We start from the raw sequence: 15,071 nt of genomic DNA, 5'->3' as shown, positions 1-15,071 counted from the left end.
CTCGCGAAAGCCCACCCGAGACCTTCGCGAGCAGGCTCGCTCCCACAAAATCATCAGCATCACGCCCCGTACGGGCTTTTGTTCACACAACGGGCAATCTAGTCAGCCAAGCGCCAGGTTGTCCCGCCTTTACTGTCTTCCAGCACCACACCCATTGCCGCGAGCTGATCACGGATACGGTCAGACTCCGCCCAGTCCTTGGCAGCGCGGGCAGCCAGACGCGCATCGATCAAGGCCTGCACCTGAGCGGCATCGATCTTGCCTTCAGCACCGGCCTGCAGAAAGTCATCCGCTTCAAGCTGCAACACACCCAGCACATCGGCCAATTGCTTGAGACGTGCCGCCAGACCGGCAGCCGCCTGCAGATCGGTTTCGCGCAACCGGTTGATCTCGCGAACCATCTCGAACAGCACCGCACAGGCTTCCGGCGTACCGAAGTCGTCGTTCATGACCTGGGTAAAGCGCTCAACAAAGGCTTCACCACCGGCCGGAGCAACCTTGGGCAACCCTTTCAGTGCGTTATAGAAGCGATCAAGGGCTGCCTTGGCATCCTTGAGATTGTCTTCCGAATAGTTGATCGAACTACGGTAGTGGCTCGACACCAACAGATAACGCACAACCTCCGGGTGATACTTCGCCAGAACGTCGCGAATGGTGAAGAAGTTGTTCAAGGACTTGGACATCTTCTCGCCATTGATGCGAATCATCCCGCAGTGCATCCAGGCGTTGGCGTAGGTTTTACCCGTAGCCGCCTCGCTTTGGGCGATTTCGTTCTCATGGTGCGGAAACTCCAGGTCGCTGCCGCCGCCATGAATATCGAAGGTCTCACCCAGGCAGCAGGTAGACATCACCGAGCATTCAATGTGCCAGCCCGGACGACCCGGGCCCCACGGCGACTCCCAGCTCGGCTCGCCCGGCTTGACGCCTTTCCACAACACGAAGTCCAGCGGATCGTCCTTGGCCTCGTCGACCTCGATGCGCGCGCCGATGCGCAGATCTTCGATCTTTTTGCGCGACAGCTTGCCGTAGCCCATGAACTTGGCAACGCGGTAGTACACGTCACCATTGCCCGGGGCATAGGCGTAACCCTTGTCGATCAGGGTCTGGATCATCGCGTGCATGCCAGGGATATGATCCGTGGCACGAGGCTCCATATCCGGCTTGAGGATATTGAGCCGCGCTTCATCTTCATGCATGGCCGCGATCATGCGCTCGGTCAGCACCTCGAAAGGCTCGCCGTTTTCACGCGCACGATTGATGATCTTGTCTTCAATGTCCGTAATGTTGCGCACGTAGGTCAGGTTGTAGCCGCTGAAACGCAACCAGCGGGTCACCAGATCGAAGGCAATCATGCTGCGACCATGGCCGATGTGGCAGTAGTCGTACACGGTCATGCCGCACACGTACATGCGCACATTGTTGCCGTCCAGCGGCTTGAAAACTTCTTTGCTCTTGGTGAGCGTGTTGTAGATCGTAAGCACGGCTTGTTCCTTCAAAACTTGATCACTGGCCCCACGAATCACGCAGGGTCACGGTACGGTTGAATACCGGGTGACCGGGTTTCGAGTCCTTGATATCTGCGCAGAAGTAGCCTTCGCGCTCGAACTGGAAACGGTCTTCCGGCTGTGCATTGCCCAGCGAGGGTTCAGCACGACAACCGGTCAGTACCTGCAGCGAGTCAGGGTTGATGTTTTCCAGGAAGCCCGCGCCGTCTTCGGCCTTTTCAGGGTTCGGCGAGCGGAACAGACGATCATACAAACGCACTTCGCATTCGACGCTGGCAGCCGCCGGCACCCAATGCACAACACCCTTGACCTTGCGACCCTCGGGGTTTTTACCCAGGGTCAGCGGATCGTACGAGCAATGCAGTTCAACGATGTTGCCATCGGCATCCTTGATCGCTTCGTCGGCACGGATCACATAGCTGCCGCGCAAACGCACTTCGCCCGCAGGCTCAAGACGCTTGTAGCCTTTTGGCGGCTCTTCCATGAAGTCTTCACGGTCGATGTAGATTTCACGGGCAAACGGCAACACCCGCACACCCATGTCTTCCTTAGGGTGGCAAGGCAGCTCGAGGTTTTCGACCTGACCTTCCGGGTAGTTGGTGATGATCACTTTCAATGGACGCAGCACGCACATGGCGCGCGGCGCGCTGTGGTCCAGATCGTCACGAATGCTGAATTCCAGCATGCCGAAGTCAACAACACCGTCAGAACGGTTGGTGCCGACCATGTCACAGAAATTACGAATCGATTTAGGCGTGTAACCGCGACGGCGGAAACCCGACAGCGTCGACATGCGCGGGTCATCCCAGCCGTTGACGTGCTTTTCATCGACCAGCTGCTTGAGCTTGCGCTTGCTGGTGATGGTGTAGTTGAGGTTCAGACGGCTGAACTCGTACTGACGCGGGCGCGCCGGTACTGGCAGGCTGTCCAGGAACCATTCGTACAGCGGACGATGGCTTTCGAACTCCAGGGTGCAGATCGAATGGGTGATGCCTTCAATGGCATCCGACTGACCGTGGGTGAAGTCATAGTTGGGGTAGATGCACCACTTGTCACCGGTCTGGTGGTGATGGGCATGACGGATGCGGTACATGATCGGGTCGCGCAGGTTCATGTTCGGCGAGGCCATGTCGATCTTGGCGCGCAGCACACGCTTGCCGTCTTCAAACTCACCGGCGGTCATGCGGGCGAACAGATCCAGGTTCTCTTCAACGCTGCGGTCGCGGAACGGGCTGTTCTTGCCGGGCTCGGTCAGGCTGCCGCGGTATTCCTTGGCTTGCTCGGGCGTCAGGTCGCAGACGTAGGCCTTGCCTTCTTTGATCAGGTAAATCGCCCACTCGTGCAGTTGATCGAAGTATTGCGACGCGTAACGCACTTCACCGGCCCACTCGAAGCCCAGCCACTTGACGTCGCTTTCGATGGCGTCGATGTATTCCTGGTCTTCTTTTGCCGGGTTGGTGTCGTCAAAACGCAAATGCGTCACGCCGCCAAACTCTTGAGCCAGCCCAAAGTTCACACAAATGGATTTGGCATGACCGATGTGCAGATAGCCGTTTGGCTCCGGCGGAAAGCGGGTCACGATCTGTGTGTATTTACCCGAGTCTAGGTCCGCCTGAACGATTGGACGCAGGAAGTTAGCCGGGACAGCAGGGCCAGCCTTTGGATTCAGAGTGGGGTCGACAGTGGGCTTGCTCATAGGATCCTTGAACGTAACAGGGTGCGCGGCCTGGGTCGGCCGACTAAATCAAAGCGCCTATCATAGCCGATGCCGCCAAGTCACTGACAGAGCAGGTGCTCAATCAAAGCGATTGAAATGCCGGCTTTTAGTCCCCATATGGGAAAAACACCATCGAAATGCCGTGCGAGCACGCTAAACTCCGCCCGCGGCTGTATCTACCCAGCCAGCCCGGGAGATTGAGGTGTGTTCACCCCGCTCCCCGGCCCGACGAATTCCCTGATAGAGCGATACGACCATGACCCAAGTAAAACTGAGCACCAACCACGGCGACATCGTGATCGAACTGAACGCTGAAAAAGCACCGATCACCGTAGCCAACTTCATCGAATACGTAAAAGCCGGCCACTACGAAAACACCGTTTTCCACCGTGTAATCGGCAACTTCATGATCCAGGGCGGCGGTTTTGAGCCAGGCATGAAAGAAAAGAAAGACAAGCGTCCAAGCATCCAGAACGAAGCCGACAACGGCCTGCCGAACGAGAAGTACACCGTGGCCATGGCTCGCACCATGGAACCGCATTCGGCTTCCGCCCAGTTCTTCATCAACGTGGCTGACAACAGCTTCCTCAACCACAGCGGCAAAACCGCTCAGGGCTGGGGCTACGCCGTATTCGGTAAAGTCGTTGCAGGCCAGGACGTAGTAGACAAGATCAAAGGCGTTGCCACCACGTCCAAAGCCGGCCACCAGGACGTGCCTAAAGATGACGTGATCGTCGAGAAAGCAGAGATCATTGAGTGATACTGCTGATTTCAGATTTGCATCTGGAAGAGGAGCGCCCGGACATTACCCGGGCGTTTCTGGATTTCCTGACCGGGCGTGCGCGCTCGGCTCAGGCGCTCTACATCCTGGGCGACTTTTTCGAAGCCTGGATTGGCGACGATGCCATGACCCCCTATCAGCGCTCGATCTGTGCAGCGCTGCGCACCCTGAGCGAGACCGGCACGCAGATCTTTCTGATGCACGGCAACCGCGACTTTTTACTGGGCCAGGCCTTTTGTAAAGCGGCTGGCTGCACCCTGATCAAAGACCCCAGCGTGGTCGACTTCTATGGCGAACCGGTTTTGTTGATGCACGGCGACAGCCTGTGCACGCGCGACGAAGCCTATATGCGCCTGCGACGCATCCTGCGCAACCCCGTCACTTTGTGGATCCTGCGCCACCTGCCGCTGAGCACGCGGCATAAACTGGCGCGCAAGCTGCGCAGCGAAAGCCGCGCCCAGACCCGCATGAAAGCCAACGACATCGTTGACGTGACCCCCGAGGAAGTACCCCGGATCATGGCGCACTTTGGTGTGCACACCCTGATTCACGGCCACACCCACCGCCCGGCGATACACAAACTGCAGATCGGCGAACAGACCGCCCGGCGCATTGTGCTGGGTGACTGGGACCGCCAGGGCTGGGTACTGCAAGTGGATGAGCAAGGCATGCAGCTGGCGCCGTTTGATTTTGCTCCGCCTGGCGCACAGTAAACTCGTGGGAGCGAGCCTGCTCGCGAAGGTTTCTGCGCAACATCACAGATAAACCGCATGCAGACTTTCGCGAGCAGGCTCGCTCCCACAAGGACTTGCAGGGCTCCAGCCCCTCTACCTCTAATGCCCGCTGGTCGCCGGCCCCGCCTTGGCTATAAACGGTGGTTTCGCCAGCCACACCAGCAGAATCAAGCCCATAAACAGCCAACCCATCATGGTGAAGTAATCCACGGTGGAGAACATATAGGCCTGACTGGTAAGAATCTTGTCCATCTGTGCATAGGCGGGCGTGCTGGCGCCCCCCAGGCTTTCGAGCGTATGCCGGGTCACAGGGTCATAGGCGCTGATGCTTTCGCTCAAGTAGGCATGATGCTGATCCGCCCGGCGAATCCAGATCCAGGTGGTCAAGGACGCCGCAAAGCTGCCGCCCAGTGTACGCAGGAAGGTCGCTAGCCCCGCGCCATCAGCAATCTGATGCGGCGGCAAATCCGACATCAAAATGGTCAAGGTCGGCATAAAGAACAGGGCCACGCCAATCCCCATAAACAGCTGCACCATCGCGATATGCTGAAAATCCACCTCATTGGTGAACTCGGCACGCATAAAGCAGCTCAGGCCAATAGCCAAAAAGGCCAGCCCGGCCAACAGGCGCAAGTCGAATTTATTCGCGTACTTGCCCACAAAGGGCGACATCAAAACCGGCAAGATCCCGATCGGTGCCACCGCCAGACCGGCCCAGGTAGCGGTATAGCCCATCTGCGTCTGCAGCCATTGCGGCAAAATCAGGTTGATACCAAAGAACCCGGCATAACCCAACACCAGCACAATGGTGCCAATCCGGAAGTTACGGTGAGCAAACAGGCGCAAGTTGACGATCGGATGCTTGTCTGTCATTTCCCAAATGATAAAGGCCGCCAGTGCCACTACCGATAACGCCGTGCCCGAGAGAATGAAACTGGACTCGAACCAGTCCAGATCATTGCCCTTGTCGAGCACGATCTGCAACGCACCCACACCGATGATCAAGGTGATTAGCCCCACGTAATCCATCGGTTGACGGGTAATCACCACCGGGCGCGCCTTGAGTTGCTGACGAACCACCATCACGGCAAAAATACCGATCGGGATATTGATAAAGAAGATCCACGGCCAACTGTAACTGTCGGTGATCCAGCCGCCCAAAATAGGCCCGGCAATCGGTGCAACCACCGTGACCATTGCCAGCAATGCCAATGCCATCCCCCGTTTTGCCGGGGGATACACCGCAATCAGCAAAGTCTGGGTCATGGGATAAAGCGGCCCTGCCACCAGCCCCTGGAGCACGCGAAACCCGACCAGCTCTGGCATCGAGGTGGAAATACCGCACAAAAACGAGGCCAGAACGAACAGCATCGTGGCCCACAGAAATAACTTAACCTCACCAAAACGCCGGCTGAGCCAGCCGGTTAACGGCAAGGCAATCGCGTTACTGACCGCAAATGACGTAATGACCCAGGTACCCTGCTCCGAACTCACTCCAAGATTACCGGAGATGGTGGGCAAGGCGACGTTGGCGATGGTGGTGTCCAGCACCTGCATAAAGGTCGCCAGCGACAGGCCGATCGTGGCCATTACCAGGCTGGGAGGGGAAAATGACGCGTTTGTACTCATCGCAAATCCTTTAAAACCGGGGATGCAGCCCCACCCTTGCGGCGGGGCTCATGGATTGGCGAATCAGCGTTGGGCGGCCATGTCGCCAGTGCCAGCGCTGTTGCTGTCAATCAAACGCGTAATCAGGGCTTCGGCATCGACCAATTGCTGCGCATACACCGTGGTGGAGAACGAAGCTTTTTGCGGCGGTTGCTGAGCCAGTACCGGACCACTTTGGTCACGCAGGTTGACATCCACAGTCGTCGACAAGCCGACCCGCAACGGGTGCTCGGCCAGCTCATCGGCATTGATATGAATACGCACCGGCACACGCTGGACAATCTTGATCCAGTTGCCCGTGGCATTTTGCGCGGGCAACAGAGCAAATGCACTGCCGGTACCGGCACCGATACTGTCGATGGTGCCGCTGTATTTCACGCCGCTGCCGTAGATATCAGACTCAATATCCACCGCCTGCCCGATACGCATCTTGTGCAACTGGGTTTCCTTGAAGTTGGCATCGATCCACAGCTGGTTAAGCGGAATGACCGCCATCAACGCCGTGCCCGGCTGAACCCGCTGGCCCAGCTGCACGGTGCGCTTGGCCACATAACCGGTGACCGGCGCAATCAGGGTGGAACGGGCATTGGCCAGGTACGCCTGGCGCAGTTGCGCCGCTGCAGCCTTCACATCCGGGTGGTTGGCCACCGTGGTGTTATCGACCAGCGCCAGGGTGGTGTCGAGTTTTTGCTCGGCATTGCGCAAGGCGCTTTGCGCCGAAGACAGATCATCCCGGGCATGGGACAACTCTTCCTGAGAGATCGCCCCGCCTGCTGCGAGGCTTTTACGGCGGCTGTAGTTGTCCTGGTTTTTCTGCACTTCAACTTTCTGCGCAGCCACCTGGGCTTTCATGCCCTTCACATCACTGAACAGGCCGCGTACCTGGCGCACGGTACGGGCCAGATTGGCTTCAGCGCTCTGCAGGCCGACCTGGGCATCGCTCGGATCGAAATCAATCAGCACCTGCCCTTCATGCACCAGATCGCCATCATCGGCGCCGATACTCACCACCGTACCGGTGACCAACGGGGTGATTTCAACCACGTTGCCATTTACATAGGCATCGTCGGTGCTTTCATTCCAGCGACCATAGAGCTCTTCCCAGGCCCAGACACCCAGCCCGAGCAGGATGACCAAAATTGCCAGGCCGCTCAGCCAGAGCTTGCGTTTGCGCTGGCTGGCAGCGTCCTGGGGTTGTTGCGTTTCATTCGGTGCTTGCACAGTGGCCATGACGGGTACCTAAATTATTCTGCCAGCGAGGGCTTCAGCGGGAGCGGCCGCAGCCGGATTGCCGGGCTCAAGTCCGCCGCCCAGGGCTTGCATCAGTTGAATCGAAAGGTCGATCTGCTCGGCATTCAGGCCCGCCAGCTGGCGCTGCGCCTGCAACAATTGCTGCTCGATGCTGAGCACGTCGAGGTAGTTGCCGACACCCGAGCCGTAGCGCTGCAAGACGGTATCGAACGACTCCTGAGCGATCTGGGTGGCCCGTTGCTGGGCGCTTATCTGCTGGCCCACGGCACTTAACTGCGCCAGGGTGTCACTGACATCGCCCAGGGCGCCGACCAGGATCTTGTTGTATTGCGCCACCGCCAGATCGTAATTGGCGTCCTCTGCGTCCAGCCCGGCACGCAAACGCCCGCCATCAAAGATCGGCAGCGAAATCGCCGGGGCAATATTGAGGAAGCGACTGGCAGAACCGAACAGCGCATCACCCAGCAACGACTGGGTTCCCGCCGCTGCACTCAAATTGAGATTGGGATAAAAACGCGTCCGGGCGGCGGTAATATTCTTGCTCGCTGCCTCTACCCGCCAGCGCGCAGCCACCAGATCGGGGCGACGCCCCAGCAGTTCAGCTGGCAAGCTGCTCGGTAACGCCACGGCGCCCGGGGCGAGGGTTTTCGGGCGAGCGATATCCATCCCGCGGTCCGGCCCCTTGCCCAACAACACCGCCAGCGCGATGCGTGCACTTTTGAGTTGTTTTTCAGCATTGATCAACTGCTCCTGGGAGCTGGCCTCAAGGCTTTCGGTTTGCTGGTACTGGTAATGGCTGTCGATACCGGCTTGCAGGCGGCGCTTGCTCAGGTCCAGCATTTTACCGGTGCGTTCCAGGTCATCCCTGGCCAGGTCGCGCACGATAAAGGCATGTCCCAGGCTGCTATACCCCCGCGCTACATCGGCAGCCAGGGTCAGGCTCGCGGCCTGAGTGTCGACTTCGGCAGCGCGGGCCTGGCCCAACGCCGCTTCCCAGGCCGCACGCTGGCCACCCCATAGGTCGAAGGTGTAATTAAATGTCAGGCTGGCGTTACGTAGCGTGTCGTAACGGCCACCCTGGCCGGTCGGATCCTGGGAACGCGACAGGCGCGAACGCGAAACATCGGCCTCGGCATCCAGGGTCGGCATGCGTGCGGCATCTGCAGCCCCGGCTGCAGCCGTTGCTTGATGGGCGCGGGCACTCGCTATTTGCATATCAGGGCTGTCGCGCAACGCTTGTTCGATCAAGCCATCCAGCTGAGTGTCGCCCAGGCGCTTCCACCAGTCCTTTTCAGGCCATGCCGCCGGGCTGACGGCAATGCCTGCAAGGGTCCTGGCCGCTTCCAGGTTTTTCCCGTCCTGGCTCACGCCCTCGGTGTTCAGCCCGCTGTAGCTGGCACAACCGGCCAGCAGCATCGACGTAAAAACCAGGCTAAGGCCTGTACGCAGTGTCTTGTGGCTCATTTTTCACCTAAACGCATGACAGTGATGGGATCACCCGCTGCCAACAGTATTTTCTTGAGGATCTGTTCCAGGCTTTGCAGTTCTTGCGGGCTGATGGCGCCGGCCAGCTGGTTCATCGCATCGGCACCGACCTTCGGCAGAAGGCCTGCCAGGGCCTTGCCGTCTTCGCTCAGTACCAGCCGCACCTGGCGACGGTCAGCCTCGGAACGCTGGCGCACCAGCAGGTTTTTCTGCTCAAGACGATCGAGCATGCGCGTCATCGAGCCGCTGTCCAGGCACAGATGGCGGCAAAGCTCAGCCGGAGTGTCGACGTCGAACTGGGCCATGATGATCAGCACCTTGAACTGCGCCGCGGTGATGCCGTAAGGCTCCATATGGCGGTCAATGATCTTGTCTTTGAGCATGGCCGTGCGCCCCAGGAGCAAACCCAGGGTGCAGTTTTGAAAGTTATCGGGGTGAAAATGCTTCATCAGGGCACCAGGAAGCTGCCTAGGCAGTAATGTTTCTAAATATTACTGTCTAGGCAGCTAATGTCAAGCCGATTATTAGGTGGCTATCTATCTGGTTTTTCAGCGGGCACGCAAACCGGTGCCTAAGAGAGCAACTATCTAGATGATGGCGGGATTGTTGTGGGAGCGGGCTTGCTCGCGAGGGCATCGCCCTGCCTGCATGACAGACCGCAGCGTCTGCATCGCGAGCAAGCCCGCTCCCACAGTAGATCTACAGAAGACTCAAGAAACTGCCGGCACACCACTATGAAAGCGGAATTCAACATCCGGCGATTCAATCAGCTCCTGCTCCGCCGCCCTCACCCGCTCGATCACCTGGGCGATATCCTTGGCGTCGCCATACTGGTAGGCCAGCTTCAGATAACCCTGGAAATGTCGGGCCTCGCTCTTGAGCAGACCGAAGTAGAACTTGCCGAGCTCTTCGTCCAGATGCGGCACCAGCGCCTCGAAACGCTCGCAGCTGCGGGCCTCGATAAACGCCCCCACCACCAGGGTATCCACCAGTTTGACCGGCTCATGGTTGCGCACCACCTTGCGCAGCGCCGAGGCATAGCGCCCGGCCGATAGCTGGCGCAGCTCGATCTTGCGCTTTTTCATCAGACGCATGACTTGCTCGTGGTGCACCAGCTCTTCACGAGCCAGACGCGACATCATATTGATCAGGTCAACATGGGAGTGATATTTGGCGATCAGGCTCAGCGCCGTGCTGGCGGCCTTGAACTCGCAGTTTTTGTGATCGATCAGCAGGGTTTCCTGATCAGCCAGTGCCGCTGCAATCCAGCCGTCAGGCGTTCGGCAACCCAGGAACTCATGAATTTCAGGAAGATTCACGCGCACACTCCCAGGCATTGGGAATTGCACGGCAGACCGGCAGTGATTTGAACAATTGCTGACATGGGACTCACAAAGACTGAATTGAGGCGAGCCGGTGATTATACGGGCCCCGGCGCGCAGCACCAACGACACAACTTGATATGCATCAACGCAGGTTCAACTGCCGACCAGCTATAGTGAATGCACGCCGTTTCTATTACATGTGGAGTCACCGGTCATGCACAGCATTAACAGCCTGTTGGTCGTCATCGAGCCTCACCTGATGGAAAGCCTCGCACTCAAGCGGGCCAAGCACATTGCCAGTCACACCAAGGCGCATCTGCATCTATTGATCTGCGATAAAAAAAATGACCACTCAGCCCTGCTGAGCGTGCTTGAAAGCAGCCTCAAAAGCGAAGCCTACAGTGTGAGCAGCGAGCAGGCCTGGCACGAAAGCCAGCACGCCACCATTATCAAAGTGCAGCAGGCGCACAACTGCGGGCTAGTGATCAAACAGCATGTGCCCGACAACCCGCTAAAAAAAGTCCTGCTGACCCCTGAGGACTGGAAACTGCTGCGCTATTGCCCTAGCCCGGTGCTGCTGGCCAAAACAGCACAAAGCTGGGAGCACGGCGTGATACTGGCAGCCGTCGACGTGGGCAATAACGACCCGGAGCATATGGCCCTGCATACCAGCATTGTCGACCACGGCTTTCGCATCGCCAGCATGGCCCATGCCGAGCTGCATGTGGTCAGCGCCCACCCGGCGCCAATGCTCGCAACAGTCGACGCGGTCTACCCGCTGGATACCGAGCTGGAACAGACCTACCGCGCAGAATGTAAAGTCTTCCAGCAACAATGCGAAATTGACGACAGCCGCCTGCATATTGAAGAAGGCCCGGCGGACGTGATCATTCCGCGGGTAGCCAAAAACCTGGACGCCGTGGTCACCGTGATGGGCACCGTCGCCCGTACCGGTTTTTCCGGGGCCCTGATCGGCAATACCGCCGAAGTGGTGATCGACAAGCTGGAAAGCGACATTCTGGTGCTCAAGCCCGATGACATCGTCGAGCATCTGGAGCAACTGGCGAGCAAGCTCTGAGCGCTTACTCGCCAAACGCATCCTTCAGAAAGCCCGGGGCGATATAGCGCTGATAATGCGCTTCGGACAGGAGGAAAAATTCCCGATCAATGGCATCGCGCAGATCGGTCAGCGGCCAGCCGCGAAACTCCGGCAACAGCACCATGCCGTACAGCTCCAGCTGGTTGATCACCCGCGCCCCGCGGGCAATCAGCTGGTAGGCCCAGCAATACTCGGACTGGGCAGGCACAAAGCGGATTTTGCGCGCCACCAGCTGGTCACGCAGCGTGGCCCGGTCGAACACTTCGACCTTGCCGGCCATCACCTGCACCAAAAGCTGCTCGAGCCGACGCCACACGGCACGCTTTTCTTCCTCGTTGTAACCGTTCCAGTTGATCACTTCATGATGGAAACGCTTGCAACCACGGCACACAAGGTCGCCGTAAACCGTTGAGCAAAGGCCTATGCAGGGGGTCTTGATGGTTTGATTGGACATGGCGAAATAGAGCACTGCAGAACGAAACAGGTGGCCATGTTAGCCCTTTGTCTAACGCAGATCACCCCTCAACCTTCAGGGCCTAACTTACCTTTAACAAGTTTTTACCGTAGAATCGGCCTGCCTTTTAAGGCGCCAATGTCCGTTAGAAGCTGTTTTCAAAGCGTCACGAGCACAGTTGATCCCGAAGAACGGTGTTGGTGAGGGGTGTTTGCACTGCAGATACCCCCACCGACATTCATCATCTCCCCCGTTCGGAAGGCGTAAAACTTTGAAAACAGCTTCTGTTGGGAATCCTTGAAACTCTGGCCAAGCGGCTCATAAAGCCGCGCAGCGCATGAGTGCTCGGCATTCCTGGATGAGCGTCCCGGACACCCATTTGGGACCAATGATGAGGGTAATAACTGTGCTTGAAGCCTACCGCAAACATATCGAAGAGCGCGCAGCACTGGGTATCGTTCCCCAGCCGCTTAACGCCGAACAAACCGCAGGCCTGGTTGAGCTGCTGAAAAACCCGCCTGCCGGCGAAGAAGAATTCCTCGTAGACCTGATCACCAACCGCATTCCGCCGGGTGTTGACGAAGCTGCTTACGTAAAAGCCGGCTTCCTGGCCGCGATTGCCAAAGGCGAAGCGACCTCTCCGCTGATCAGCAAAAAACGCGCTGTTGAACTGCTTGGCACCATGCAGGGCGGCTACAACATCGTGACCCTGGTTGACCTGCTGGACGACGCGGAGCTGGCTCCGGTTGCCGCCGAGCAACTCAAGCACACCCTGCTGATGTTTGACGCCTTCCACGACGTTGCAGAAAAAGCCAAGAACGGCAATGCCCACGCCAAAGCCGTGGTGCAGTCCTGGGCTGACGGCGAGTGGTTCAAGAACCGCCCTACCCTGGCTGACAAAATCAGCCTGCGCGTGTTCAAGGTAACCGGCGAAACCAACACCGACGACCTGTCGCCGGCACCGGACGCCTGGTCGCGCCCTGACATCCCGCTGCACGCCCTGGCCATGCTGAAAATGGCCCGTGACGGTATCGTGCCGGACGTGCAAGGCTCCATCGGCCCGATGAAGCAAATCGAAGAAATGCGCGGCCAGGGCTTCCCTATCGCTTACGTCGGTGACGTAGTCGGTACCGGTTCGTCGCGCAAGTCGGCAACCAACTCCGTACTGTGGTTCTTCGGCGACGACGTTCCTTATGTACCGAACAAGCGTGCCGGCGGTTTCTGCTTCGGCAGCAAAATCGCTCCGATCTTCTACAACACCATGGAAGATGCTGGCGCACTGCCAATCGAATTTGATGTTTCCAACATCAACATGGGCGACGTGATCGACCTGTACCCGCACGCAGGCAAAGTCTGCAAGCACGGTACTGACGAAGTCATCACCACTTTCGAACTGAAAACCCCGGTTCTGTTGGACGAAGTACGCGCTGGCGGCCGTATTCCGCTGATCATCGGCCGCGGCCTCACCGAGAAGGCTCGCGCCGAGCTGGGTCTGGGCCCTACCGACCTGTTCAAGAAGCCTGAAGCACCGGTTGAAAGCACCAAGGGTTTCACCCTGGCGCAGAAAATGGTCGGCAAGGCTTGCGGCGTGACTGGCGTTCGTCCAGGCACTTACTGCGAACCGAAGATGACCACCGTAGGTTCTCAGGACACCACCGGTCCTATGACCCGTGACGAACTGAAGGACCTGGCGTGCCTGGGCTTCTCCGCTGATCTGGTGATGCAGTCGTTCTGCCACACCGCGGCTTATCCAAAGCCGATCGACGTGACCACCCACCACACCCTGCCTGACTTCATCATGACCCGCGGCGGTGTTTCCCTGCGTCCGGGCGACGGCATCATCCACAGCTGGCTGAACCGCATGCTGCTGCCGGATACCGTCGGTACCGGTGGTGACTCGCACACCCGTTTCCCGATGGGCATTTCGTTCCCGGCCGGTTCGGGCCTGGTGGCGTTCGCCGCAGCTACTGGCGTAATGCCATTGGATATGCCGGAATCGGTTCTGGTTCGCTTCAAGGGCGAAATGCAACCGGGCATCACCCTGCGTGACCTGGTTCACGCCATTCCTTACGTCGCTATCCAGAAAGGCCTGCTGACGGTAGAGAAGAAAGGCAAGATCAACGAATTCTCGGGTCGTATCCTAGAAATCGAAGGTCTGGACAACCTGAGCATCGAGCAAGCCTTCGAACTGTCCGACGCTTCGGCAGAGCGTTCGGCCGCCGGTTGCACCATCAAGCTGTCCAAAGAGTCGATCACCGAATACCTGAACTCCAACATCACCCTGCTGCGCTGGATGATCGGTGAAGGTTACGGCGACGCACGTACCCTCGAGCGTCGTGCTCAAGCGATGGAAGCCTGGGTAGCCAACCCTGAGCTGATGGAAGCCGATGCTGACGCCGAATACGCGCACATTATCGAAATCGATCTGGCTGACATCAAAGAGCCTGTGCTCTGCGCGCCAAACGACCCGGATGACGCCCGTCTGCTGTCCAGCGTTGCTGGCGAGAAAATCGACGAAGTATTTATCGGTTCGTGCATGACCAACATCGGCCACTTCCGCGCTGCGGGCAAGTTGCTGGACAAGGTCAAAGGCCAGCTGCCAACCCGTCTGTGGCTGTCGCCGCCGACCAAGATGGACGCTCACCAACTGACCGAAGAAGGCTACTACGGTATCTACGGCAAAGCTGGCGCGCGCATGGAAATGCCGGGCTGCTCGCTGTGCATGGGTAACCAGGCACGTGTAGAGCCGAACTCGACTGTTGTGTCGACTTCGACCCGTAACTTCCCGAACCGTCTGGGTGACGGCGCGAACGTTTACCTGGCTTCGGCCGAGTTGGCGTCGGTGGCCTCGATCCTGGGTCGCCTGCCTTCCGTTGAGGAATACATGGCCTACGCGGCAGAGATCAACACCATGGCTGCGGACGTGTACCGCTACCTGAGCTTTGATCAGATCGCCGAATTCCGTGAAGCGGCAGCCAATGCCAATATCCCGGTTATTCAAGCGTAAGCTGATGCAGTAACGAAAAAGCCCCGACTCTTACGAGCCGGGGCT

The 15,071-nt window shown here is 58.4% G+C and carries 12 protein-coding genes; 4 read left to right on the top strand and 8 right to left on the bottom strand.

All coding sequences use genetic code 11. The annotated features are described in order from the left end of the window. Window positions 1-98 precede the first annotated feature (98 nt). Both cysS and GHO03_RS03805 read right to left on the bottom strand, forming a co-directional pair. Entirely contained in the window at window positions 99-1,481 is a 1,383-nt protein-coding gene (cysS, locus tag GHO03_RS03810) for a cysteine--tRNA ligase (protein ID WP_095001710.1), read from the bottom strand. Between the two features lie 22 nt (window positions 1,482-1,503). Further along, complete coding sequence (locus tag GHO03_RS03805; RefSeq protein WP_095019323.1) at window positions 1,504-3,201, bottom strand: glutamine--tRNA ligase/YqeY domain fusion protein; 1,698 nt, start codon at window positions 3,199-3,201, stop codon at window positions 1,504-1,506. A gap of 277 nt (window positions 3,202-3,478) precedes the next feature. On the opposite strand from GHO03_RS03805, the gene GHO03_RS03800 reads away from it, so the two are divergent. Beyond that, window positions 3,479-3,982 carry a peptidylprolyl isomerase gene (locus GHO03_RS03800; protein WP_095001712.1) on the top strand — a complete coding sequence of 168 codons (504 nt, stop codon included), beginning with the start codon at window positions 3,479-3,481 and terminating at the stop codon, window positions 3,980-3,982. Then, window positions 3,979-4,716, top strand: a complete 738-nt coding sequence (lpxH, locus tag GHO03_RS03795) for a UDP-2,3-diacylglucosamine diphosphatase (RefSeq protein ID WP_372241702.1) — start codon at window positions 3,979-3,981, stop codon at window positions 4,714-4,716. Before GHO03_RS03800 ends, lpxH begins: the two co-directional genes overlap by 4 nt. A 120-nt stretch (window positions 4,717-4,836) precedes the next feature. On the opposite strand, the gene GHO03_RS03790 is transcribed toward lpxH, so the two are convergent. The 5 genes from GHO03_RS03790 to GHO03_RS03770 form a co-directional block, all read right to left on the bottom strand. After that, window positions 4,837-6,366, bottom strand: a complete 1,530-nt coding sequence (locus tag GHO03_RS03790; RefSeq protein ID WP_095001714.1) for a DHA2 family efflux MFS transporter permease subunit — start codon at window positions 6,364-6,366, stop codon at window positions 4,837-4,839. 63 nt (window positions 6,367-6,429) lie between these two features. After that, window positions 6,430-7,635, bottom strand: a complete 1,206-nt coding sequence (locus GHO03_RS03785) for an efflux RND transporter periplasmic adaptor subunit (RefSeq protein ID WP_153399195.1) — start codon at window positions 7,633-7,635, stop codon at window positions 6,430-6,432. A gap of 9 nt (window positions 7,636-7,644) precedes the next feature. Next, window positions 7,645-9,120, bottom strand: coding sequence for an efflux transporter outer membrane subunit (locus GHO03_RS03780; RefSeq protein ID WP_095022906.1), 1,476 nt, complete (start codon window positions 9,118-9,120; stop codon window positions 7,645-7,647). Continuing rightward, entirely contained in the window at window positions 9,117-9,590 is a 474-nt protein-coding gene (locus GHO03_RS03775) for a MarR family winged helix-turn-helix transcriptional regulator (protein ID WP_095020911.1), read from the bottom strand. The genes GHO03_RS03780 and GHO03_RS03775 overlap by 4 nt, the downstream gene beginning before the upstream one ends. Before the next feature lie 261 nt (window positions 9,591-9,851). Further along, complete coding sequence (locus tag GHO03_RS03770; protein ID WP_095001718.1) at window positions 9,852-10,460, bottom strand: tRNA-(ms[2]io[6]A)-hydroxylase; 609 nt, start codon at window positions 10,458-10,460, stop codon at window positions 9,852-9,854. Window positions 10,461-10,680: 220 nt separating this feature from the next. On the opposite strand from GHO03_RS03770, the gene GHO03_RS03765 reads away from it, so the two are divergent. Beyond that, window positions 10,681-11,544 (top strand): universal stress protein, encoded by an 864-nt coding sequence (locus GHO03_RS03765; RefSeq protein WP_095001719.1) that lies wholly within the window; start codon window positions 10,681-10,683, stop codon window positions 11,542-11,544. A gap of 4 nt (window positions 11,545-11,548) precedes the next feature. Here the strand turns inward: GHO03_RS03765 and GHO03_RS03760 are convergent, their stop codons facing one another. Continuing rightward, a complete protein-coding gene (locus GHO03_RS03760) occupies window positions 11,549-12,019 on the bottom strand; it encodes a DUF1289 domain-containing protein (protein ID WP_095001720.1) in 471 nt (156 codons plus the stop codon). A gap of 406 nt (window positions 12,020-12,425) precedes the next feature. Here GHO03_RS03760 and acnB point away from each other — a divergent pair, with 406 nt between their 5' ends. Continuing rightward, window positions 12,426-15,026: a bifunctional aconitate hydratase 2/2-methylisocitrate dehydratase gene (gene acnB / locus GHO03_RS03755; protein WP_095001721.1), complete on the top strand. Its 2,601-nt coding sequence runs from the start codon at window positions 12,426-12,428 to the stop codon at window positions 15,024-15,026. Window positions 15,027-15,071 lie beyond the last annotated feature (45 nt).

It is taken from the genome of Pseudomonas sp. FSL R10-1339 (assembly GCF_009600545.1).
GTDB lineage: Bacteria > Pseudomonadota > Gammaproteobacteria > Pseudomonadales > Pseudomonadaceae > Aquipseudomonas > Aquipseudomonas bubulae.
This window is presented reverse-complemented; position numbering and strand designations above follow the sequence as displayed.